Genomic DNA, 23165 nt, shown 5'->3' with positions numbered 1-23165 from the left:
TCTCCCCGCTAACCAAAACTGGACGTGAGCGCGACCAGACGCTCCAACCGCCGCCCGGCCTCGCCGCTGGCGAGCGCCTCTCCGGCCTGGACCACGCCGGCCGCGAGCGAGTCGGCGCGTCCGGCGGCATAAATGGCCGCGCCCGCATTCAGGAGCACGATGTCGCGCGCCGGCCCCGGCCGACCCGCGAGCACCCCGCGCAGCATGGCCAGACTCTCGGTCGGATTCTGGACCCGGATCGTGTCCAGCGGGGCGCGCTGGAGCCCGAAGTCCTCCGGCCGCACGCTGTAGCGATGGATCTCGCCCCCCTTCAGCTCGGCCACGTCGGTCATGTCCGCGATGCTGATTTCGTCCAGTCCATCGCGGGCGTGGACCACCAGCACATGCCGGCTGCCGAGCCGTTGCAGCACCTGGGCGAGCGGCTCAAGCAGGTCCGGGCTGAAAACGCCGAGCACCTGGTTGGGCACCCCGGCCGGATTGGTCAGCGGACCCAGCACGTTGAACAGGGTGCGCACCCCCAGCTCGCGACGCGGGACGACGGAGTGCTTCATGGCACCATGGTGTCCGGGCGCGAACATGAAACCGACCCCGACCTCGCGCACGCAGAGGGCGACCTGCTCGGGCGTCAGATCCAGTCGCACCCCGGCGGCCTCCAGCACGTCGGCCGCGCCGGACTTGCTGGAAACCGAGCGATTGCCGTGCTTGGCGACATGGCATCCCGCCGCCGCCGCCACGAACATGCTGGTCGTGGAGACATTGAAGGTTCCCGAGGAATCGCCCCCGGTGCCCACGATGTCGACCGCGTGATCGAGCCCCGAGATATCCACGCCAGTCGCCAGCTCGCGCATGACCGAGGCGGCGGCGGCGATCTCCGGCACCGTCTCGCCCTTCATGCGCAGCGCGACCAGAAACCCCGCGATTTGCGCCTCGGTCGCGCCGCCGGTCATGATGGCGCGCATCACCTCGACCATCTCCTCGGCGGCGAGATCCCGGTGCTCGATGCAGCGACCGATGGCCTCCTTCAGCTCCATGTCAGCGATCCTCCAGGAAATTCTGTAACAGCCGGTGACCCTGCTGGGTCAGGATCGACTCGGGATGGAACTGCACGCCCTGGATCGGCATCTCACGGTGCCTGACCCCCATGATGGCGTCGCGCGCGCCGTCCGATGTCTCGGTCCAGGCCGTGACCTCCAGACAGTCGGGCAGGCTCGCCTGCTCGATCACCAGCGAGTGATAGCGCGTCGCCTCGAATGGGTTGGACAAGCCGCCGAAGACGCCCTGATCGATGTGATGCACCGGCGAGGTCTTGCCGTGCATCACCTCCGGCGCCTTGACGATCCGTCCCCCGAACGCCTGCCCGATGGACTGGTGACCGAGACAGACGCCCAGGATCGGCACCTGGCCCGCCAGGCGCCGGATCAGCGGCACCGAGATCCCTGCCTCGTTGGGCGTGCAGGGTCCGGGCGAGATGACCAGGCGTTCCGGCGCCAAGTCGCATACCTGCTCGACCGTCAGCTCGTCGTTGCGTACCACCCGCACCTGTGCGCCCAGCTCGCCGAAATACTGGACCAGGTTGTAGGTGAAGGAGTCGTAGTTGTCGATCATCAGCAGCATATCGCGGCCATCCCCTTGAACTCGTCTCGCTCGCGCTCCGCCGCCTGTCCCGCCCCGGCTCGCCCTCGCGAGCACCGAGCGCCGATCACGGATGGAGTCGATCGCATCAAAGGCGGGATTGTCACCCAAACCGGCTCCGAAGCGGAATAGATCCTCATCAGCCGTCCGCCAGGGCGGGTCGGGGCGTCATCGGTTGGCTCGTTGGGCGATGGTGTCGAGCAACTTTATGAAATTGCGCTTGGGTTTGTAACGGATGCGCAACTTTTCGAGATATTCCCTGAATGGGACCGTTCGATCCTGGGACCGCATCAACTCCCCGACACGGCGGATCAGACGAATCGCGTCCTCATAGGCGCGGTTGCTGGTCTGGTCGACGATCGATGGGATGAGGCGCCGATAAATGGCGATGGCCTCGTCGGGGCGTGGCGTCTCCAGTTGGGCGGCGAGGGTGATCAGGAGCCGCGTGTCGCAGGCGCCGCGCGCGATGGCCTCCAGACCCGCGTCCGGATCCTGCTCCCAGAGCGCGATCTCGACCCGCGGCGAATAGTTGGGCGCCGATGGCTTGGGCCGCCATTGGCTGGTCTTGGCGGCCTCGGCCTGGATGTGTTCCTCCAGCCAGGCCAGCGCCCGCTCGCGCTGGGCCGGCCAGACACCGAGCCGGTCGGCGACCAGCTTGAGCTTCTGGTAGTGGGTGAGGTTGGGCTGTTCCTCGAACTGGATCCAGGTCAGCCGCAGCGCCTCGTCCTGGCGTCCACGCTCCAGATAGGCCGCCGCCAGGAAATCGCGCAGTCGATTGTCGGGCCGGTCCGGAAAGGCCGCGAGACCGCGTTCGGCCCACTCCAGCGCCTGCTCGGGCTGGCCGGCCTTGGTCCAAAGCTCGGCGATGTCCAGATAGCGATAGGCGGCGGTGAGGTCGCTCGCGCGGATGGAGATCAGTTCCTCGATGTCGCCAGCGAGGTTGGCCAGACTCTCCATGAGGCGCGTGACGCGGGCGCGATGCGAATCATAGCGCTCCTGACTGGGGCGTGGCCCCAGCTCGCGCCACTGGGCCTCCACCAGCTCCCGATAACGTTTGAGCCCCACCTCGCCGAGCGTCTCTCGGTAGGTCGCTGGATCGAAGCCGACGAACTGAAAATCCTGACGGACCTCAAGCCGAAAGAGCCGCTCGGCAAACTCGACCGGATCGGGTCGGGCCAGGCGGCAAGCCTGCTGGTGCAGGTCGCCAAGGCGCTCGATGACCTCCACGCCCTCTCCCTCCTCGTCCTCGATTCGTTGCATGGCGGCCTCGGCGCGCTCGATCGCGTATTCGCTCAGGTCGATCAGAAGCGCGGCGCTGTCCGGTTCGAGCAGTTCCTCCAGCGCATCGGCCACCGCGTCGAGATCCTCGGCGAATTCATCCGCGCCCTGCCAGTCGGCGACGCCACGGGTCGCGGCCTCGATCGCCCGCCGGAAGGTCTTGGCCTGATCGGTCCCGGCGCGCCCACGCTCGGCCTTGAGCAGGAGCGACTGATAGAGCCGGTCATCGCGCCGGGCCGTCTCCAGCAGCAGGGCGACCAGGGTGTCGTGCGGCTGGGTTTCCAGATGGGACGCGATGGCGCTCCAGGGATCCGGCCGCGACCCCGTTTCGGGCGTCTCGGCGTCCGGCGGCAGATCCGCCGCCCCGCCCAGCCAGGCCAGACCGACCGCGACACAGTGCTTGCAGAAATAGCCGTCGGCCGCGTGCGGGCAGCTACAGTCGGAGCCCAGTTGGCCGTCGTCCTCCCAGAGTTCGACCTCGTAGACCTCGCTTCCCTGAACCCGTGCCTTGATCCGGTCGCCGATCACCCGAACCCGCCCGACCGCATCGCTGGCAAAATAATCCTGCCCGCGCCAGAAGACCTTTTTGCCGGCGAGATTCTCGAGTCGAGCGATCGTAATCACATCGCTGAACATGGACGTCGAACTCCGAGGTCGATGAGACCGGACGCCGGCCAGGAATAACGCTTGCCCAAAATTTCCCGCCAGCCTTCAATCACGGCCAACGGCTCAGGCCCGCTTCACCCCGCACCCATAACGATCGATCCCGACCTCGGCGGCGGTGACGGCGCGGAAGATGGCGCGACCCTTGTTCATGGTCTCCTGCCATTCCGACTCGGGCACCGAGTCGGCGACGATGCCGGCGCCGGCCTGGATGTGCAGCATCCCGTCCTGGATGACGGCGGTGCGGATGGCGATCGCCGTGTCCATGTTGCCGTTCCAGGACAGATAACCGACCGCGCCCGAATAGATGCCGCGCTTGACCGGCTCCAACTCGTCGATGATCTCCATGGCGCGGATCTTGGGCGCGCCCGAGACGGTTCCGGCCGGGAAGGTGGCGCGCAGGACGTCGATGGCGCTCAGACCTTCCTTGAGCGTGCCGGTCACGTTGGAGACGATGTGCATGACGTGCGAATAACGCTCGACGATCATCTTGTCGGTCAGACGCACGCTGCCGATCTCGGAGACGCGCCCGGCGTCGTTGCGTCCCAGGTCGATCAGCATCAGGTGCTCGGCCAGTTCCTTGGGATCGGCCAGCAGCTCGGCCTCCAGCGCCTGATCCTCCACCTCGGATTGACCGCGACGACGGGTGCCGGCGATCGGGCGCACCGTGATGACGCCATCCTCCAGACGGGTCAGGATCTCGGGAGAGGAACCGACGATCTGGAAGTCGCCGAGATCCAGGAAGTACATGTAGGGCGAGGGATTGAGCCCGCGCAACGCCCGATAGAGATCCAGCGGCGGGGCCTGGAAGGGAATGGACAGCCGTTGCGACAGCACCACCTGCATGCAGTCGCCTTCCAGGATGTACGCCTTGATCCGCTCGACCGCCTGCTTGAAGGCGTCCTCGGTGAAGCCGGAGACGAAGTCCGCCTCCTCGACCTGGCGGGTTCCGCCGCCGCCGCCGTTGGGCGTGCCATGGCACATGCGCTCGGTCAGCTCGGCGAGACGCGCCTCGCCGGCCTCCAGGGTATCCCCGGCGGTCGGATCCAGATGCAGGATGATGTAGAGACGCCCGCTCAGGTTGTCGAAGACGACCACCTCGTCCGAGACCATCAGCAGGATGTCGGGCGTGCCCAGTTGATCCGGGTTGGGACAGACGGCCAGCTTGGGCTCGATGTAGCGGATGCTGTCATAACCGAAATAGCCCACCAGTCCGCCGGTGAAACGCGGCAGTCCGGCGACCTCGGCCACCTGGAAACGCTGCTGGAAGGCTTCGATCCAGGCGAGCGGATCGGCGCTCTCGGTCTCCTCGACGACCCGGCCGTCGCGCTCGACCTGGATCCGCTGGCCCTGGACCTTGATCAGGGTTCGGCAGGGCAGGCCGATGATGGAGTAACGTCCCCATTTCTCACCGCCCTGGACCGATTCGAACAGATAGGAGTAAGGCCCCTTGGCCAGCTTGAGATAGACGCTCAGCGGCGTGTCCAGGTCTGCCAGGACCTCGCAGGCGACGGGAATGCGGTTGTAGCCCTGGTCGGCCAGGGCGTGAAACGTCTTGGGGGTCATGGAAAATCTCCGGGCAATGAACAAGGACGGGTGGACGGGCGACTCAGCGTCGCCATCGCCCTATCCCCGTCGTTCGTCTCGCCTGGATCCGCATCGCCCGCTCGCTCTTCGCTCAAGCCTCGGCGGCCAGCAGGCCCTTGAGCTCGACGAATGAATCCACCACCGCGTCCGGGTTGGAATCCCGAATGTCCTCGCCATGGTTGTAGCCGTAGCTGGTGCAGATGATCCTGAAGCCGGCCGCCCGCGCGGCCTTCACGTCGCTGACCGAGTCGCCGATCATCAGCGACTCCTCGGGCCTGACACCGAAATGGCCGGCCGCGTGAATCAGGGGCAGTGGATCGGGTTTCTTGCGCGGCAGCGAATCGCCGCTGACCACGAGACCAAAGTGATCGAGGATCCCAAGATGCCGCAACAGCGGCTCGGTGAAACGGGCGGCCTTGTTGGTGACGCACCCCAGCGGATAGCCGGCCTGCCTGAGGAAATCCAGTCCCTCGCGCACACCCGGATAGAGTCCGGAGCGATTGAAGGTGTTCTCGGCATAGAGCTCGATGAAAATGGGGTAGGCGCGCTGATAGTCCATCTCATCCGGCTCGCCATCCAGGGCGCCGATCAGGGCGCGGCGCACCAGCCGCTCGACCCCGTTGCCGACCCAGTCGCGCACGGCCGCCTCGCCGCGCGTGGGCCGGCCGAGCCGCGCCATCATGGCGTCGACGCAATAGGCGAGATCCGGGACGCTGTCCACCAGCGTCCCGTCGAGGTCGATCAGGATCATCCTAGGCCGTAACATCGGATACCACTCCAGGCGCTCGGATTGACGATCAGCGATCGACGCTGGCCATGGCCCGACGCATCTCGGCGATGATGCTGTCGTAGCGGTGGGCGTCGCTGTCGCGGCCCTTGCCAAAGATGCCCGAGCCGGAGACGAAGGTATCGGCCCCGGCGGCCTTGATCTCGGCGATGTTGTCCGCCTTCACCCCGCCGTCGATCTCCAGACGGATATCGAGCCCGGAGTCGTCGATGATCTCGCGCACCTCGCGCAGCTTGTCCAGCGCCGTGGGGATGAAGCCCTGGCCGCCGAAGCCGGGGTTGACCGACATCAGCAGGATCATGTCGAGCTTGTCCAGCACGTAATCGAGATAGGTCAGGGGCGTGGCCGGGTTGAAGACCAGACCGGCCTTGCAGCCGGAGTCGCGGATCAACTGGAGGGTGCGGTCGACGTGCTCGCTCGCCTCGGGATGGAAGGTGATGTAGGTCGCGCCGGCGGCGGCGAAGTCCGGGATGATGCGATCGACAGGCTTGACCATCAGATGCACGTCGATGGGCGCGGTCACGCCATGCTTGCGCAGCGCCTCGCACACCAGCGGGCCGATGGTGAGGTTGGGGACGTAATGATTGTCCATGACATCGAAATGAACGATGTCGGCGCCGGCGGCGAGGACATTGTCCACCTCCTCGCCGAGCTTGGCGAAATTCGCCGACAAAATGGAAGGTGCGATCAGATCAGCCGACATGTCGTGTGTCCCCCGGATTGTATGACCAGGCACTCGGAAGCCGCGCCAGGATCAGGATTTTGGTATTGGAATGGGATGTGGCGAAAGTCGGCAACTCTAACCGATACGGTCGAGATTTTCACTCGACCGAAGTGACGCGGACCCGGAATCCGAGGCGCGGGGGGCGGGACGTCCGGGTTCTCAGTCCTCGTCCGGGTCCTCGTTGCGATCCCGTCGCTCGACGGTTTCGGGATCGGCGGTGATGGGGCGATAGATCTCGACCCGGTCGCCATCCTTGAGCTTGGCGTCCAGCTTGGTGAGCTTGCCGAAGATACCGACCTTGTTCACATCCAGATCGATCTCGGGGAATTGGCCGAGCAGACCCGAGCGCTCGATGGCGTCCCTCAGGTTGCTCCCCTCGGGCATGTCCAGCTTGAGCCAGGTCTGTTTGAACTTGTCCGCGTAGGCGACTCCGACGTGCATCTGATCCAATCTCCAGTTTCATGCGTTGATCGCGGTGTTCGGCGGATCGCGCCGACGGTCATCCCGATGCCGTGGCGGGCTCGCCCACTGGCTTGGCCACGGCAGCCATCCGCGCGTCCATGACCCGCTTGCCAGCGAGCAGGAAACCGAGCGCGAGAAAGCCGCCGGGGGGCAGGATGGCGATGAGGAAACCGCGATATTCCGGAATCAAGCGCAGCTCTAGGAAGGCCATCGACTGCCCGAGCAAAAGCGAGGCGCCGGCGAAGAGCGTGCCGGTACCGATGATCTCGCGCACCCCGCCGAGCACCACCAGAACGGCGGTGAAGCCCAGCCCCATCATCAAACCGTCCAGCGCGGAGGCGCCCACCGGATTCTTGGAGGCAAAGGACTCGGCGCGCCCCAGGATGGCGCAGTTGACCACGATCAGGGCGATGAACAGCCCCAACACCTTGTGCAGTTCGTGGGCATAGGCATTGAGCCCCAGATCCACGAGGGTGACCAGGGTGGCGATGAGCACGATGTAGACCGGGATGCGCACCTCGGGCGTGACCAGATTCCTGATCGCCGAGACCAGCACGTTGGAGATCGTGAGAACCGCCGTGGTCGCGAGCCCCATGCCCAATCCATTGGTCGCGGTCCCGGTCACCGCCAGCGTCGGACAGAGGGCCAGGAGCTGGCTGAGGGTCACGTTGTTCGACCAGAGGCCGTCGCGCGTGATTCGGCCCCAGTGGATACCGGCCTTCCGTTTTGTCTCGCTCGTCATGATGGCGGCCCCGTTTTCAGTGGTCGGTGGTCAGGGTTCGAGCCGCCGCGTCTGGCGCGGCGGAAGCGGTCATGGCCCCGCGATTGGCGGCGAAAAATTCCAGCCCGCCCTTGAGCGCGCGCACCACGGCGCGGGGGGTAATGGTGGCCCCGCTGAACTGATCGAAGTCACCGCCATCCTTCTTGACCGCCCAGCGCTCGGACGAGGGATCGCCGAGCGAGAGGCCCGTGAAGGCGAGGATCCAGTCATCCTTGGCGACCTCGATCTTGTCGCCGAGGCCGGGCGTTTCCTTGTGCGAGAGCACGCGCGCGCCCAACACCTTGCCGTCGACCGCGAGGCCCAGCATGACGCCGATCTCGCCCGCGTAGCCCTGTCCCGTGACCTGGAAGGCGACGGCGGTTACCTGGCCCCCCAAGAGTGCTCGATAGATCGTAACGGGCGTCCCGGCGGCATCCGTCAGGGTCAGGGTATTGGCGAGCAGGTCGTTGTCATGCCGCTCGGGCGGGATGACTTGCGCCAGGGAGGCGTTCATATCCTCGGCGTGGCGCAGGGCGATCGGCTCGCGGGTCAGACGATCGGCGACGACCAGCAGGGTCGCGGCGAGCGCGACGGTGCATCCGAGCAGCAGTCCCTGATAGCCGATCCCTTGGCGGAAAGTGGTCCAGGCCAGAGTGCTCATTGGTTGGCTCCCGCTCCGTCGGCGTATTCGATGGGGGCCCCCTTGCGGTCGCGCCCGTAGATACGCGGTTTCACATAGTGATCGATCAAGGGGGTACAGGCGTTCATCAGCAGGATGGCGAAGGCGACGCCCTCTGGATAGCCGGTCCAGGTTCGGATGACATAGACCAGCAAGCCGCAGCCCGCGCCGAAGAGGATCTGTCCGCGCGTGGAAACCGGCGAGGTCACCAGATCCGTGGCGATGAAGAAGGCCCCGAGCAGGGTCGCGCCCGAGACCAGATGATAGAGCGCGCCCGTGTAATGCTCCGGGTCATACAGATGCATGAGAGTAGCCAGGAGCGCGATCGTGCCCAGCATGACCAGCGGGATGTGCCAGGTGATGATCCGCTTGTAGAGCAGGAAGAGTCCGCCGAGCAGGATCAGCAGCGCCGAGGTCTCGCCCAGGCTGCCCGCGACCGTGCCGATGGCGCCCGAGACGGGTGCGTAGAGACCGGGGAGGATGGTCGAAAGCGCCTCTCCCTGGCCCAGCTCGGTGCGGACATGGCCGAGCACCGTGGCCCCGCTGAAGGCGTCGAAACCCTGTCCGCCGAAGGTGATCGCCAACCCCTCGACCAGTCCTGGCGCGCCGGCGGAGAACAGCGGCGTCGGCGCGACGAAACTGGTCATCTCCAGCGGGAAGGCGATCAAGAGGGCCACGCGCGCGACCATGGCTGGATTGAAGAGATTCTGGCCGATCCCGCCGAACACCTGCTTGGCGACCACGATCGCCAGGAAGCTGCCGACCACGCCGATCCACCAGGGCGCCCAGGGCGGCAGACTCATGGCGAGCAACCAGCCGGTGAGGAGCGCCGATCCGTCCATCAGATAGGGCCGTACCGGTTTGCCCGCGACGCGCAGACTCATGGCCTCCGCGAGCAGGGCGGCCAGCACCGTGGCGATGAAGAGATGGATCGCCGGCCAGCCGAACTGCCAGAAACCGAACAGGGTGGCGGGCAGCAGGGCCAGCATCACCAGGCCCATGGTCCGGGAGATGCTGACCCGCTCGTGGGCGAAGGGGCCGGCCGTGACGGCAGGGGTCTCGATGCTCATCTCAGGCCTCCGTCCCGGCCGCGACCGGTTGCTCGGTTATGGTCGCCGGGGCGGGTGGGTCCGCCTCGGCCTGCTTTTTCGCCGCCGCCTCGCGCCGGCGCCTGTCCATCGCCTCGCGCTTGGCCCGCTTGATCTCCTCGATTCGCGCGGTGCGCTGCTCGGCGAGCCGCTTGGTTTCCGCCTGCTTCTGCTTGACCCGTCCGCGCGCGGCCATCTCGCCCTTGGCGTAGTTGAAGAACTGGACCAGCGGGATATGACCGGGACAGACATAGGAACAGGAGCCGCAGCCGATGCAGTCCATCAGGCCGAGCTTGACCGCGCCCTCCAGATCGCCGGTGCGCGCGTGCGCGGCCATCTCCAGCGGAACCAGCCCACAGGGGCACGCCTGGACGCAGCTTCCGCAGCGGATGCAGGGCATGGGGTCGCGCTGGTTGGTCTCGGCCGCCGTCAGCGCCAGCACGCCGTTGCTGCCCTTGACCGTGGGAACCCGGGTGCTCGGCAGCGGCTGCCCCATCATGGGTCCACCGCTGATGAGCCGCGCCGGTTCCTCCCTGAAACCCCCGCAGTAATCGATCAGATCCTGAATACGGGTTCCGAGCGGCGCCTGGAGATTACGCGGCTGGGCGATGGCCCCGCCGCTGATGGTGACCACGCGACTGACCAGCGGATAGCCGAAACGCAAGGCTTCGTGCACCGCGAAGGCGGTGGCCGGGTTGTGCACCACCACGCCGATGTCGGCGGTCAGGCCGCGGGCCGGGGTCTCGCGCCCGGTCAGGGTCTGGACCAGGTGCTTCTCCGACCCCATCGGATAGCGGGTCGGAAGCCGCGCGAGGCGGATGCTGGGATAGGCCGAGGCCGCGACCACCATGGACGCCTGAGCCTCCGGCTTGTTGTTCTCGATCCCGATGACGACGCGCTCGACACCCAGCGCATGCGCCATGATGCGGATACCGTCGATCACCGCCTCCGCGCGCTCGCGCATCAGACGGTCGTCGCAGGTCAGGTAGGGCTCGCATTCGGCGCCGTTGATGACCAGGGTGTGGAGTCGATATTTCTTGCGCAGATTCAGCTTGACCGCCGCCGGGAAGGTCGCGCCGCCCAGGCCGACGACGCCGGCCGCCGCCACGCGCGCGGCGATCTCGTCGGGATCGAGCGCGAAGGGATCCGCCACGCCCTGGATGCTGTCGCCCCAGCGATCCTCGCCGTCGGGCTTGAGGGTGATGGTCGGCACCGAGAGGCCCGAGGCGTGATGGGCCGGATAGCTGCCCACGCCCATGACACGGCCGGAGGTCGGCGCATGCACCGGGGCCGAGATCACGCCCTGGCCGTTGGCCAGCCGATCGCCCTTGGCGACGTGCTGCCCACGACGCACGGCGGGACTGGCGGGCGCGCCGATATGCTGTTGCAGCGGGATATGGAGCAGGGCGGGCATCGGCAGAATCTCGATGGACTGTCCGGCCGCCAGATGCTTGCGATCGTCCGGGTGGACACCGCCGCGAATCTTGAAGAGTTTCATGGCTGCTTGCCGTCCTCGGTCCGAAGTTGCGAGTCCCAGGGCCGGTGCGTCCGGCCCATTGTCGTCGTCTCGTTCATGCCGCCACCGCCGCTGGCCGGGGCCAGAACCAGGTCTGTAGGGTCGGCGTCAGGGGGCGCATCTCGATGCACTCGGTCGGACAGACGTCGAAGCACAGCTCGCAGCCGATGCAGGCGTCCGCGAAGACGCTGTGAATCATATTGTTCGCGCCCATGATGGCGTCGGTCGGACAGCGCTTGAAACACTTGGTGCAACCCACGCAGAGGTTCTCGTGGATATGCGCGATCGTCGGCGGCTTGTCCGCGACGCCGGAAAGGTCCGCCGTCACGCCGAGCAGGCTCGCCAGCTCTTCCGCGAGCGCCCGCCCGCCCGGGGGGCAGAGGGTCACGGACGCGCTGCCCGAGGCGATCGCCTCCGCCGCCGGCCCACAGCCCGGATAGCCGCATTGACCGCATTGGGAACCCGGCAACAGGGCCGCCACCTGCTCGGTCATGGCGTTACCCTCGACCTTCAGGTAACGCGCGGCGACCCCGAGCAGCCAACCCAGGGCGAGAGCGAGTGTGGTGAGACTGGCGATCGCGGCGAGCATGATTCGATATGAACTCCGGGGTTTCTTTCGTTTTCAGTTGTCAGTTGTCAGGTATGGCTCAGTTTGCTTAGGCGAGTCCGGCGAAGCCCATGAAGGCTAGCGACAGCAGCCCGGCGGCGATGAAGGCGATCGGGGCTCCGGCGAAGGCGGCCGGCACCTGGGCCAGGGCCAGGCGCTCGCGCATCCCGGCGAAGAGAACCATGACCAGGGTGAAGCCGAGCGCCGAGCCCATGCCGTAGAGAACGCTTTCGAGGAAGCCGTTCTCCTCCTGCGCGTTCAGCAGGGCCACGCCGAGAACCGCGCAGTTGGTGGTGATCAGCGGCAGATAGATGCCCAGCACCTGATAGAGCGTGGGCGAGATCTTGCGCACCACCATCTCGGTAAACTGCACCACGGCGGCGATGACCAGGATGAAGGTCAGGATGCGCAGGAAGCCGATGTCCAGGGGAGCGAGGACCAAATGCTCCAGCAACCAGCCGGCGACCGAGGCTAGGGTCAGGACGAAGGTCGTGGCGAGCCCCATCCCCAGGGCCGAGTCGAGCTTGCCCGACACCCCCATGAAGGGACAGAGTCCGAGGAATTTGACCAGCACCACATTGTTGACCAGTGCGGTGGCCAGGATCAGCATGAGATACTCGCCCATCGTTGCAAAGCCTTTGCGCGTCGTCGATGATCAAGACGCTGCAAAAGTAATGCCACTTCCAGCAATAGGGTTTTCAAGGGGCGCGCTCCGAGGCAATCGACCGAACCGCCACGCGGCAACCGAATCAGTGGCTTGCCCGGGCTCCGGTGGTCGTGGCGAGAAGGCGCCCCGCGCCTCCCGGCTTCCGACCCAAGGATGGCGCCCGGCCTCCTGGATCTGTCGTGGTGACAACAGAATTCTTGTTGCGGAGCCTCGGGAATGTTGGAAAACTGACAATGTGTTGGTGTCGAGCCTCCGGACTCAGGTACATCGACGGCCAGGGGCTTTTGGTGTCATTCTTGCTTGCGGGTTTGGCGAGACGCCGCTTTCATCCTTGGGATGATGGCTCGCCAACCACGCTCGCTCGCCCCGGCCAGGATCGGAGTGAGATCAGGCGCGCCCAGGGGGCGACTTTCAGATCAACCGCGAGGACGTCTCGTCATTCGCTTTCGCTCAGGAGATAGCCGTGTCGGTCCGAGAAGCCCCGGAGCCCGTCCAGCACGCCGCGATGAACGCGCTGGGACTCTTTCTCGCCTCCCCGCCCGACGGCACCCCGCCCGAGGTCGTCGAGGCGCTTGTCCGAATGGGGGGCAATGCCGCGGATCCGTTGCCACCGCTGCTCTTCTTCGAGGCCGTCGAGCAATCGCCGATCGCCATTTCCATCACCGACGCCAAGGCGATCATCCTCTACGCCAATCGTGCGTTCGAGCAGCTCACCGGCTATGGGCGCGAGGAGGTGCTGGGCCAGAACGAGGCGATCCTCTCCAATAACGCGACCCCCAACCGGGTCTACGAACAGCTCTGGCGCACCATCCAGGACAAACAGACCTGGACCGGAACCCTGGTCAACCGCACCAAGCAAGGTGGCGATTATCTGGCCGAACTGAGCATCTCGCCCGTCCTGGACCGCGACGGCGATCTCAAATATTTTCTCGGCATGCACCGGGACGTGACCAAGGTTCACGAACTGGAGGGCGCCCTGCGCCAGCAGAAGGCGCGGATCGAGACGGTGCTGGATGCCGCGCCGGTGCTGGTGGTGCTGCTCGACAGTGCCGGACGGGTGATTCTCGACAATCAGGAATACAAGCGCCTGCTCGACGACCTCAAGGGTCAGGAGCCGGTGGATGTGCTGCGCGCGGCCATCAGCGAGCAACTCGGCATCGACGCCTTCGCCGCCTGTCTCGACGGTCGGGGCTTCAAGAACATCGAGGTCAGCATCGACATCCGCGGCCATCAGGGGCCACGCTGGTTCGCCTGCTCCGGCACCCCGGTCGACGAGGCCGATCCCACGGCGCGCAGCTATTTCGGGCCGGTGGTCGCCGGCGAGCGTCGCCTGCTGCTGCTCGCCAACGACATCACCGGACGTCGGCGCGAGATCGAGCGCGCGCACCTGGAGAATCTGCGCGCGCGCCTGGCCGAGCAGCAGTTGATGCACGGCATGCGCGAGGCCCTGGCGGCGGCCATCTATCAGATCCAGGTGCCGCTCAACGTCATCAACGCCGCTTCCGGCATGCTGCGCGGCGGCGCGGGCAACGTGGAGACCCTGGCCGGCATGCTCGACCAGATCAGCGAGTCCGGCGCCAAGGCCCTGGCGACCCTCACCGCCGCCCTGCCCGAGGAGCCGCGCGAGGCCGGGGTCATGGTCAATGTCAACGCCCTGCTGCGCCAGGTGCTGGAGTTGGAGACCAACCGCCTGCTGGCTGACGGGATCGTGGTGGATTGGCGCCCGGCGCATGTGTTGCCGGAGCTGCCGGCCCACAAGAACCAGTTGCGGTCCATGTTCAAGCATCTGATCGACAACGCCATTCAGGCCATGCGCGAATCCGGTCGCCCCAATCGCGAGCTTTGTCTGACCACCCGCGCCCTGGACAATGGCGTGGAGGTCGAGATCCAGGACAACGGCCCCGGCATCCCCGCCGATGATCGCTACCGGGTCTTCGAGCCCTTCCATATCGGTTGGCGCAATCGCCGCGGCCGGGCCGGCATGGGTCTCGCCCTGGCCCAGGAGATCGTCAACGCGCACGGAGGATCGATCGAGGTCGATCCGGATTTCGCCGATGGCTGTCTGATTCGCCTATCCTTGACCGCCGTGTTCCCGGACGACTGAACTTGCCCGATCGACCCATGAGCCCTCTCCCAACCGACTTCGGCGTGGCCGAAGAATCGAGCCGCCTCGCCCTGCTCGAATCCCAACTAGCCGCCCTGTTCGAGGTGAGCAGCGTACTGAGCCGCTCGCTCAATCTGCGTCAGACCCTGCGCGAGGTGCTGAGCGTCCTGCACGAAGGCGGACGCATGCGCCACGGCCTGGTCTGTCTGCTCGACGACGAGCGCGGCGAGCTGCTGATCAGTGCCCTTCACGGCAAGGACGCGGAGCCCTTCGAGACCGTCACCTATCAGCCCGGCGAGGGCGTGATCGGCCAGATCCTTTCCTCCAACGAGCCCTGGATCCTGCCGCGCGTCGGCGATGAGCCGAGCTTCCTCGACCGACTCAATCTCTACGATCCCGAGCTACCCTTCATCGGCGTCCCGATCCGCCTGGAAGAGCACGCGATCGGCGTCTTCGCCGCCCAGCCACCGCCCGCCGACGCCCTGCTGGGCTATCGCTCGCGCTTTCTGGAGATGGTCGCCAACCTCATCGGCCAGGCGGTGCGCCTCGCCCGCACCGTCGAGGCCGAGCAGCGGGCACTGCGCGAGGAGCGCGACAAGCTGCGCCGAGAGGTTCGGGGCACCCACGGGTTCGACAGCATCATTGGCCGGGCGGATACCATGCGCCTGGTATTCGATCAGGTGCGTCAGGTCGCCAAGTGGAACACCACGGTCCTGATCCGGGGCGAGTCCGGCACCGGCAAGGAGTTGATCGCCAACGCCATCCACTACAACTCGCCCCGCGCCCGTGCGCCCTTCGTCAAACTCAACTGCGCCGCCCTGCCCGACAACCTGCTGGAGTCCGAACTGTTCGGCCATGAAAAGGGCGCCTTCACCGGCGCCGTCGCGCTGCGCAAGGGCCGCTTCGAGCAGGCCGACAGCGGAACGCTCTTTCTCGACGAGATCGGCGAGATCACCCCAGCCTTCCAGGCCAAGCTGCTGCGCGTGCTGCAGGAGGGCGAGTTCGAGCGGGTCGGCGGCGGGCGCACGCTCAAGGTCGACGTACGGGTCATCGCCGCCACCAACCGCGACCTGGAGGCCGAGGTGCGCGCAGGCGAGTTCCGCGAGGATCTCTACTACCGGCTCAACGTCATGCCCATCCGCATGCCCGCCCTGCGCGAGCGCATGGAGGACATCCCGGACCTGGCCCGCTTCCTGGTCGCCAAGGTCGCGCGCATGCAGGGCCGCGAGTTGGAAATCACCGACAGCGCCCTACGCGTACTGATGCGCTACGACTGGCCCGGCAACGTCCGCGAGCTGGAGAACTGCATGGAGCGCGCCGCCGTCATGTGCGAGAACGGCCTGATCGACCGCGACGTGATCAACCTCACCGGGATCAGCATCGGCGCCGCCGCAGGCCCGGACCATCTCCCGCCGGGCGCGCCGCCGGCCAGCCAGATCGATTTCAACGACCCCAACCTGGACGAACGCGAACGTGTCATCGCCGCCCTGGAAGAAGCCGGCTGGGTCCAAGCCAAGGCCGCGCGCCTGCTCAACATGACCCCGCGCCAGATCGCCTACCGCATCCAGACGCTCAACATCAAGATGCGGCAGTTTTGATCGGCCGAGAGACGTGAGGCCGGCTTGCCCTCGGGCTCACCACCTATCGGTTTAACGGAGCCAGGGCTTTCAACGCTGGACAACCAGGCGAGGATGGCCGGGTAATGGCGAACAACCGGCCTCCCGTGGGAGCGGCTTGCAGCCGCGAAGAACACCACACCGTCGCTTGAGCCGATACGCCGCGCGCGTCGCGGCTGGAAGCCCACGGACTCCAGACCTCGGTCACAAATCCCACACGTCACCGAGCCATGTACCTTTTCTTCCTTCGGGCGAGCGAGTAAGTTTAACCAAGGTGATAAACCACAAACAACGCCATGAGGAGCGGCAACAGCTTTTCCTAATCTCTACCAGCCAGGAGAGGGGTTAGGATAAAGGGGGAGAAGGCCGAGCCAACCTGAACCTGTATCGGTTGTTTCTGCAACGTTCCCCAGCAGCAACCTTCAAGACCTGACCGCATCCACATTGGACATGGCTGACGATGTGAGCATGGACCCGGGGTCTTGGCTTGGTTCTTGTGCGTCTATCCAGATCTTCAGCATTGGAGATAAGAGGCGGGCTCCCGCGATGACACCATGAGCCACGATCAGAACTTCAAGAACCTGATCGTTGATTACCCGCTCGAATCGGTACGGTTCTTCGCCGCGCCCGAGTCGCTGGACGTCGATCAGAGCGCCCGCTTCCTCCCGCTCCGCGAGGAACAGCTCAAGGATCGCCTGGGCGAGCGTTTTCGCGAACTGGACGTGCCCCTGCTGGTCGAATGGCCCGATGGCCGCCGCGAGGCCCTGCTGTTCGTCTTCGAGGAAGAAACCGAGCCGCGCCGTTTCTCCATCCACCGGCTGGCCCATTACTGTCTCGATCTGGCCGAACTCATCGGAACCCACCGCGTGGTGCCGATCGTCATCTTTCTGCATGCGGGCGCCTATCCGACCCAACTCAGCCTCGGCGGCGACCACCAGCGCTATCTGGAATTTCGCTACCTCGGCTGCCCGCTTTTCGAGACCCCCGCGCGTGAGCATTTCGACAGTCCCAACCTGGTCGCCCGCCTGAACCTGCCCAACATGGCCTATGCGCCGGAAGACCGGATCGAGGTCTATGCCCAAGCCGTGCGCGGTCTTCTGGAACTTGAACCCGACCCCGAGCGCCGGCTCAAATATCTCGACTTCATCGATATTTATGCCCATCTCGATGAGCAGGAACGGGTCATCTATCAACGCCGAACAGCGGCTGCGAATCCACTTGCGCAAGCGACACAAGGTCAAGAACTGGAAAGCGGGTTACGCCAAATTCCCGTCTCGCGACCTCTATGACCGCCATGGACTGCACCCACTCCCGAACGGACCCGGCTGGAAAACGGCGCATGCCTTGGTGTGAAGAACATCGGAAAGCCGTGTGCGGGAGAACCGCATGCACGGTTTGATGAGGGAGGGCTGGGAGTCACAGCCATGTCCTAGCTATTTAGGCACCGCAAAACGAAAGGCGCGGAAATAGATAAGCCATGGCTACCGCGATGGGCGACCTGCTCTCTACTCTACCCTTTTTGGTCCCCTTTTAGCTCCTACGGCCAGCGAATTTGAAGAGAGGTTAAGCGCAGGGTATACCCACCAACAACATCTGTCTTGCATCTAGCGGATCCGATGCGGGCGAATCCGGAAAGCAATCCGAAAGAAATGTGAAACGCCCTGTTGGTTGTGCTATCCATCTAACGAAGAATAATTTATCATCTAAAAGCATTTTTCCCGCGCAAGAGGTAACTTAGATCATGCGTACTCCATGCTGCCATTCGTCAATAATCCTTATTTTGGCGCTACTGCTGCAGAGTGAAGCGAAAGCAGCTTATCCCGCGAACTTTTACCAGATTGATCCATTTTCAGACTTTCCAATCCTAGCGGATCAGGGGAGCGAGAATTTTAAAATTTCTGATTCCATCTATGCTGAAGGATGCGCTGGGGAACGCATTCATGTAAGCATTATTGTGCGCCCTGAAACACAGAGCTTTCAAGGGCTAAAAATGGATATTGGACCGCTCAAGAACGCTGCGAGCGAAATTAATGAGAAGCTGGTCGATACTCGAATAGTTAAAATTTGGTATCAATCTAAACCAATGCCTGGCAGAAAAAACTATCACAGACGGGCAGATCCGCGTGAGCGGATACTAATTCCGGAATTGCTTCTACATGATGAATCTCTGGTGTTAGTTGACAAAAGCTCACAGCATAATTCTGTAAAACTTCATTGCCCTGCCGTCAAATATAAAAACATTTCTATTGAGCTGGGAGAAGAACAGATACGTACAACGTCGCTGAGATTTCCAGGGGGGAATGCAACCGTTGAGCCAAACAGCGAATCACAATGCTTCGACGAATTTCCGGTTCGAGATTTGGCCAATCTAAGTCAGTTTGAGCTTATCGCCGGGGAAAATAAGCAGTTCCTGATTACAATTGCTGCACCGGAAGATGCAGTGCCAGGAGAATACCAGACGAATCTGAGAGTATCTGATGCTAGTGAAAAAACAATTATTTTGATCCCCTTAAAACTAAAAATCTTCGATTTCAAGCTTGAAAAGTCTAGTCTGTCGTACTCTATCTATTATCGAGGTCAGCTCCCTGCTGATGATAAGGTCAAAATCTCATCCGATAAGAAGAGCGAGACTCAGTTAACGGCAGAACTAAAGGACTTAGTGAGTCATGGCGTGACGAATCCCACGGTGTATCAGAAAATAGACGACAAAACCCTTTTTGAACGCTATCTGCGTTTGCGTCAAATAACGGGGGCTGTGGGCTCAGAGCTTTTCATCGTGAGTAGACAATCTGGCCCAGAAAACACAGAGGTTGCTCTAGCAGGGCTTGAGGCAGACGTGCTCTGGCTCAAGAAAGTCATAACAAACTACGGATTCACAGTTCCCTATATATACGGGAAAGACGAGGCACACGATGATGGGATAGATCAGCAGCTTGCAAGTTGGAAAATGGTTCAACAGGCCGGCGGAAAGAATTTTTCGTCTGGATATCAAGGGCATTTTGAAAGAAGCGGCAGTCTGACAGACTTGTTAATTTTTCATGGGGATAACGATACACAAGAACGCGATAAAGCTCATTCGTTAGGTAGCAAAATTTTTTCATACCACAATCCACAGGTGGGCGCTGATATTCCTCAACTCTTTCGTCTGAACTATGGTTTGCAATTGTGGAAAAATGGTTTTGATGGGGCAATGCCTTATGCTTATCAACATCCAGAAGGATTCATCTGGAACGACTTCGATGACGCAATATATAAGGACCACGCATTAACCTATCCAACGGTTGATGGCGTGATTTCAACTTTGTCGTGGGAGGCGTTTGGTGCTGGGATCGATGACGTTAGGTATGTAAGCACGTTGGAATCGATTGTGAATAATGAAAATAGTAGCTTATCCGCACCTGTTCTCAAAGAAGCTAACGAGCTCTTAAACGCATTAAGGTCAGGCTCGATTACTCCACCCGCTGAGATTCGCCGAAACATTGCGCAAATGCTACTAAAAGTGCATGAGGAATTGAAAAGCACAAACTAGCAACAATCAATTATGTCTAGCAGACGGGCTTCTCACCAGGGCGATCGCATGGCCTTACGAATCAATGCTTTGCAGCTCACAGTCAACTTCTGTTGTGTCTCGTAAAGCATTGATCGATAAGCTGCATAAGCATTTCTTGATGCGATTGCCCTAGGCTTCTCACGACTTGATACGCAGCCAGAAAATAGGCAGACCTGATTATTCACGATCCTCAGCCCATTTCGCCCTAAGTAACCATTTGAAAATCAAACGTTTCATGACGCTGGTTGCCGTTGCTCGTCGGAGTCTGGCGGGTTAGGCTGATCTACTCAGGCCCTCCAGGTGGTGGCCGCGCGGGACTTCCCAACACATAATCAGTAACTTACTGGGTGATTAAGACTTGCAAGAGCGGAGCTTGGTAAATAATCAGGTAGGCAGATGGCATTGGATCGCAAAATATCTTGCTACGCTCAGTCTTGGTTTATATGTCGTCCAGCCATGGTCGATTTCATATTTAGGCATCCCGCTGCAAGTCGTCTTCATATGGCTGGCTTTTGCTGTCGTTACGTTTTCTAACAGTAGAATAGGCAGACCATTTACCGTATTTGCGACTTATGAATGGGTTCTTATCATTATATTTGGCACATTCGTCACCTGTCGTTCCTTGATAGATGGCGATCAATTATTACGAATTTATCAGCTATTGACAGGTATAGTACTAGCCACCGTCGTTTTTCGGATTTCGGATGACGAAAGAACGAGGCGCTTACTCTTGTTGAGCATTGCACTCTTGGCGGTCGCCAGCACGCTTGTAGCTATTCTACAGTTAATTGGTTTTGCGCCATGGTCGTGGCGCGGGACCATGTACTACTTGTCAGGCAATAAAACACCATGCGGCCTCGAGACATACCCTGTTTCGTATGCTTTTAGCGTGATTGGGATAGGGGTGACATTGCTTGCTACAGAGTTCGTCGCCAAGCGGAATTATTTGAGAAGCAATGTAAGCGTTTTGCCCCCGCTAACTTTATGGCTCGGTTTCTTCATATTACTTGGGTTGGCAATTTCGGGAAGTCGGTCTGGCATTCTAGGAATGATCATGGGTGTTTTTGTGAGTATCCTGCTTGCCCATCTATATGGCATTCAAGTTTTAGGTAAAGCCTTTGTGTATTTTATTGCGACCATGGTTCTCGTTGCTGGGATTGCAAGTCAAACGGATATTTTGGAGCGGATTGGATCTAAAGCGGAAAGAATATCGGAGGACACGAGGCTGCTAAGCAATTGGGCGATTTTTTACCCGGTAATTGTAGAGTATCCCTTAGGGGTTCCAGGCGCAATAATCAAGGAGGCGAAAGCGCGTGGTGTGGTCGGGTTTGGTTCACGCAACATAGTTGAGAAGGCGTACGAAGCTAATTATGGCTATGATCCACATAACATGCTTTTGACGACCGCTGTTTACTATGGTTGGGTATCTGCCATATGCCTGGTGTTTTTTTTTATTAGTCTTTTTTTGCGTGGTATCAATTTTCTTCGCAAAGATAGAAACACCAATAATAAGCTATACGGCATCTATGCTTTACTGGCCTTGGGGGCACTTACGGCTATTATTGTACACTCATGGTTTCATAATGCTAATCTCGCCTTGGGCGAAATGCGGGGTTGGTTCTGGGTTGGATTGCTGTTGTGGGCGATTAAGCCTCGCGGCGCACGCGAACCGTTGGGGGCTTCCGACTCCCCCCCAACACCACCAATTCTTGATGGAAGATTATGAGTCTTCATAATAGTCGAACCACGAGCGCGCTACTAACCGGTGCGGCTCAAGCGATCGACCAATTTGCTCGTATCTTCATGCAAGCGATTCTTGCGCCGTTTTTGATTCAACACATGGGTGAAAGTAGTTTTGGCTTATGGCAATGGCTCAATCGATTGTTTGCTAACTTGGTTATGCTTGATGGGCGCGGCGCGGAAACAATAAAATGGTATATCGCTACAAAGCAGGGTTCCAGTGGTGACAATTGGAAGCAGCAGGTCTATGGGGCAAGCTTGCTAACATTGCTACTTTATATGCCCCTTTTTTTCTCAACAGTTTTTGTATTTTTTTTGCTTAAAAATAGAAGTTCAGGAACAGACTTTGACCAAGAGTTCATGGTCGTTATATTCATTTTGATGACGTTTTCGATGATCACACAAAGTGTCGCGGGACTGTTTCAAGGTATCCTGCGTGGGGAAAATTTGGGTTACAAGCGAATGGGGGTCAACGCTGGGATAGTCGTTACGATCGGCATGCTAATGATGCTGCTAGTATGGCGAGGTTATGGTTTATTAGGCCTTGCTGTTGCTCATTTCTTTGGTTCAATAATTTTATTCGTTATCAACTATCGTGTAGCATACAAAATATTAAACTGGTTGAGTCCAAAATTTCCTCAATCGAATCTATGGAGAGGATTTGCGAGGGACTCGGCATGGATGACAGCGTGGGAGTTTTTGGCCCAAATGATTTTGGCTGGGGAAATTATTGTACTAGGAGCATTCGCATCAACATCGATTGTAACGAAATACTATGTGACAGCATTTGCTCCGCAGATTGTGAATATCGGTGTCGGGCTGGTAGTCTCGTCCGTAATGCCCGGGCTGGCGGGGGTTCACGCGGGTATGGAAAAGGATAGATTCGGCAATCTATATGCTGAATTAAGAGAATATACGTGGTTGATTGCGACATTACTTTGCGCTGCGCTTATAGTAATTAATCCTGTTTTCGTCCGTTCATGGGTTGGCGCAGAGAAATATTCAGGTGGTTTAGAGAATGCTATTATCGTAATCCTTTCCTATCAATTGGTATATGTGAGGCTTGCTGCTTCACTTTTAAACATTGCGCTAAAGATTCGAGAAAAGGTGCTTGCAGGAGCTTGCGCATTTTCGATTACTTTATTACTTGCCTATTTGCTCGTGCCAATTTACTCTATTCTAGGTCTCTGTATCGCCTTCCTGGCGGGACGTCTGGCTTTGATTGGCTTGCTAGAACTCCATTCTAGGAGTGCTGATCTTGGTAGTTTAAATATCATTAAGACTTCTCGAAAGATGGTCCGAGTATTTTTGACCAGCAGCACGATGTTGGCGGCGTACTGCCTTTCTTTGAAAATGAGCGAGATGACAACGCTGATTGCTATCTCATCCGGCATCGGCTTCTCAGTGTTAATCTTTTTTTTATTATTTTTAGTCGGATGGACAAGGGAAACGCGAAGATTAGCCGCAATAAGAGTGGAGGCATTTAAAGGGAAATTGTTTTTGCGTGAATAATACTACTTTGTTACCTTCGCGTAGTCGATTGATTATACTGCACTTAACCCATGCGGGCTAGCCGAGTACGTAAAGTGTAAATTTATGCAGAAAAGCGACGCTCAGAAAAAGATTGATGCGTTAAAGCAATTACATAATCACCTCGCGTCTCATATTGAAGAATACAGCCACTGCTTTCATAATGAAACGTCAG

At 60.7% G+C, this 23165-nt stretch carries 18 protein-coding genes and 1 pseudogene; 6 read left to right on the top strand and 13 right to left on the bottom strand.

Annotation, left to right across the window (positions count from 1 at the left end; translation table 11 throughout):
• Positions 1-8 precede the first annotated feature (8 nt).
• From trpD to rsxA, 13 genes are all read right to left on the bottom strand, one after another.
• Positions 9-1031: an anthranilate phosphoribosyltransferase gene (trpD, locus tag CKO27_RS15015; protein ID WP_200375720.1), complete on the bottom strand. Its 1023-nt coding sequence runs from the start codon at positions 1029-1031 to the stop codon at positions 9-11.
• A gap of 1 nt (position 1032) precedes the next feature.
• Positions 1033-1614, bottom strand: coding sequence for an aminodeoxychorismate/anthranilate synthase component II (locus CKO27_RS15010; RefSeq protein ID WP_200375719.1), 582 nt, complete (start codon positions 1612-1614; stop codon positions 1033-1035).
• A gap of 186 nt (positions 1615-1800) precedes the next feature.
• On the bottom strand, positions 1801-3546 hold the full coding sequence (locus tag CKO27_RS15005) for an SWIM zinc finger family protein (RefSeq protein WP_200375718.1): 1746 nt from the start codon (positions 3544-3546) through the stop codon (positions 1801-1803).
• Positions 3547-3639: 93 nt separating this feature from the next.
• Positions 3640-5139 carry an anthranilate synthase component I gene (trpE, locus tag CKO27_RS15000; protein WP_200375717.1) on the bottom strand — a complete coding sequence of 500 codons (1500 nt, stop codon included), beginning with the start codon at positions 5137-5139 and terminating at the stop codon, positions 3640-3642.
• A 112-nt stretch (positions 5140-5251) separates the two neighbouring features.
• Positions 5252-5926, bottom strand: coding sequence for a phosphoglycolate phosphatase (locus tag CKO27_RS14995; RefSeq protein WP_200375716.1), 675 nt, complete (start codon positions 5924-5926; stop codon positions 5252-5254).
• A 31-nt stretch (positions 5927-5957) separates the two neighbouring features.
• The gene (gene rpe / locus CKO27_RS14990; protein ID WP_200375715.1) at positions 5958-6650 is read right to left on the bottom strand and encodes a ribulose-phosphate 3-epimerase; all 693 of its coding nucleotides are present in this window, start codon (positions 6648-6650) and stop codon (positions 5958-5960) included.
• Between the two features lie 180 nt (positions 6651-6830).
• Positions 6831-7112, bottom strand: coding sequence for an RnfH family protein (locus tag CKO27_RS14985; protein ID WP_200375714.1), 282 nt, complete (start codon positions 7110-7112; stop codon positions 6831-6833).
• A 58-nt stretch (positions 7113-7170) separates the two neighbouring features.
• The gene (locus CKO27_RS14980; RefSeq protein ID WP_200375713.1) at positions 7171-7875 is read right to left on the bottom strand and encodes an electron transport complex subunit E; all 705 of its coding nucleotides are present in this window, start codon (positions 7873-7875) and stop codon (positions 7171-7173) included.
• A 16-nt stretch (positions 7876-7891) separates the two neighbouring features.
• Positions 7892-8554 carry an electron transport complex subunit RsxG gene (gene rsxG, locus CKO27_RS14975; protein WP_200375712.1) on the bottom strand — a complete coding sequence of 221 codons (663 nt, stop codon included), beginning with the start codon at positions 8552-8554 and terminating at the stop codon, positions 7892-7894.
• Positions 8551-9642 (bottom strand): RnfABCDGE type electron transport complex subunit D, encoded by a 1092-nt coding sequence (locus CKO27_RS14970; RefSeq protein WP_200375711.1) that lies wholly within the window; start codon positions 9640-9642, stop codon positions 8551-8553. Before CKO27_RS14970 ends, rsxG begins: the two co-directional genes overlap by 4 nt.
• 1 nt (position 9643) lies before the next feature.
• Entirely contained in the window at positions 9644-11158 is a 1515-nt protein-coding gene (gene rsxC, locus CKO27_RS14965) for an electron transport complex subunit RsxC (protein WP_200375710.1), read from the bottom strand.
• 73 nt (positions 11159-11231) lie between these two features.
• Positions 11232-11765 (bottom strand): electron transport complex subunit RsxB, encoded by a 534-nt coding sequence (gene rsxB / locus CKO27_RS14960; RefSeq protein ID WP_200375709.1) that lies wholly within the window; start codon positions 11763-11765, stop codon positions 11232-11234.
• A gap of 67 nt (positions 11766-11832) precedes the next feature.
• Entirely contained in the window at positions 11833-12408 is a 576-nt protein-coding gene (gene rsxA, locus CKO27_RS14955; RefSeq protein WP_200375708.1) for an electron transport complex subunit RsxA, read from the bottom strand.
• Between the two features lie 505 nt (positions 12409-12913).
• On the opposite strand from rsxA, the gene nifL reads away from it, so the two are divergent.
• The 6 genes and pseudogenes from nifL to CKO27_RS14925 all read left to right on the top strand — a co-directional run bounded on the left by nifL (position 12914) and on the right by CKO27_RS14925 (position 22972).
• A complete protein-coding gene (gene nifL / locus CKO27_RS14950) occupies positions 12914-14554 on the top strand; it encodes a nitrogen fixation negative regulator NifL (RefSeq protein WP_200375707.1) in 1641 nt (546 codons plus the stop codon).
• A gap of 17 nt (positions 14555-14571) precedes the next feature.
• Positions 14572-16152, top strand: a complete 1581-nt coding sequence (nifA, locus tag CKO27_RS14945; protein ID WP_200375706.1) for a nif-specific transcriptional activator NifA — start codon at positions 14572-14574, stop codon at positions 16150-16152.
• A gap of 572 nt (positions 16153-16724) precedes the next feature.
• Positions 16725-17435, top strand: a pseudogene (locus tag CKO27_RS14940) (hypothetical protein); the annotation flags it as partial.
• Positions 17436-17950: 515 nt separating this feature from the next.
• Entirely contained in the window at positions 17951-19699 is a 1749-nt protein-coding gene (locus CKO27_RS14935) for a hypothetical protein (RefSeq protein WP_200375705.1), read from the top strand.
• 379 nt (positions 19700-20078) lie between these two features.
• Positions 20079-21446 carry an O-antigen ligase family protein gene (locus CKO27_RS14930; protein ID WP_200375704.1) on the top strand — a complete coding sequence of 456 codons (1368 nt, stop codon included), beginning with the start codon at positions 20079-20081 and terminating at the stop codon, positions 21444-21446.
• Positions 21443-22972 (top strand): lipopolysaccharide biosynthesis protein, encoded by a 1530-nt coding sequence (locus tag CKO27_RS14925; RefSeq protein WP_200375703.1) that lies wholly within the window; start codon positions 21443-21445, stop codon positions 22970-22972. The genes CKO27_RS14930 and CKO27_RS14925 overlap by 4 nt, the downstream gene beginning before the upstream one ends.
• Positions 22973-23165 lie beyond the last annotated feature (193 nt).

It is taken from the genome of Thiocystis violacea, from assembly GCF_016583575.1.
GTDB lineage: Bacteria > Pseudomonadota > Gammaproteobacteria > Chromatiales > Chromatiaceae > Thiocystis > Thiocystis violacea.
The sequence above is the reverse complement of the archived record's forward strand: the minus strand, read 5'-3'. Positions and strand labels throughout refer to the sequence as shown.

What these genes read in the sequence shown, in the direction of transcription:
- trpD (WP_200375720.1), bottom strand. Translation starts at nt 1,031, where the DNA reads ATGGAGCTGAAGGAGGCCATCGGTCGCTGCATCGAGCACCGGGATCTC.
- CKO27_RS15010 (WP_200375719.1), bottom strand. Translation starts at nt 1,614, where the DNA reads ATGCTGCTGATGATCGACAACTACGACTCCTTCACCTACAACCTGGTC.
- CKO27_RS15005 (WP_200375718.1), bottom strand. Translation starts at nt 3,546, where the DNA reads ATGTTCAGCGATGTGATTACGATCGCTCGACTCGAGAATCTCGCCGGC.
- trpE (WP_200375717.1), bottom strand. Translation starts at nt 5,139, where the DNA reads ATGACCCCCAAGACGTTTCACGCCCTGGCCGACCAGGGCTACAACCGC.
- CKO27_RS14995 (WP_200375716.1), bottom strand. Translation starts at nt 5,926, where the DNA reads ATGTTACGGCCTAGGATGATCCTGATCGACCTCGACGGGACGCTGGTG.
- rpe (WP_200375715.1), bottom strand. Translation starts at nt 6,650, where the DNA reads ATGTCGGCTGATCTGATCGCACCTTCCATTTTGTCGGCGAATTTCGCC.
- CKO27_RS14985 (WP_200375714.1), bottom strand. Translation starts at nt 7,112, where the DNA reads ATGCACGTCGGAGTCGCCTACGCGGACAAGTTCAAACAGACCTGGCTC.
- CKO27_RS14980 (WP_200375713.1), bottom strand. Translation starts at nt 7,875, where the DNA reads ATGACGAGCGAGACAAAACGGAAGGCCGGTATCCACTGGGGCCGAATC.
- rsxG (WP_200375712.1), bottom strand. Translation starts at nt 8,554, where the DNA reads ATGAGCACTCTGGCCTGGACCACTTTCCGCCAAGGGATCGGCTATCAG.
- CKO27_RS14970 (WP_200375711.1), bottom strand. Translation starts at nt 9,642, where the DNA reads ATGAGCATCGAGACCCCTGCCGTCACGGCCGGCCCCTTCGCCCACGAG.
- rsxC (WP_200375710.1), bottom strand. Translation starts at nt 11,158, where the DNA reads ATGAAACTCTTCAAGATTCGCGGCGGTGTCCACCCGGACGATCGCAAG.
- rsxB (WP_200375709.1), bottom strand. Translation starts at nt 11,765, where the DNA reads ATGCTCGCCGCGATCGCCAGTCTCACCACACTCGCTCTCGCCCTGGGT.
- rsxA (WP_200375708.1), bottom strand. Translation starts at nt 12,408, where the DNA reads ATGGGCGAGTATCTCATGCTGATCCTGGCCACCGCACTGGTCAACAAT.
- nifA (WP_200375706.1), top strand. Translation starts at nt 14,572, where the DNA reads ATGAGCCCTCTCCCAACCGACTTCGGCGTGGCCGAAGAATCGAGCCGC.
- CKO27_RS14925 (WP_200375703.1), top strand. Translation starts at nt 21,443, where the DNA reads ATGAGTCTTCATAATAGTCGAACCACGAGCGCGCTACTAACCGGTGCG.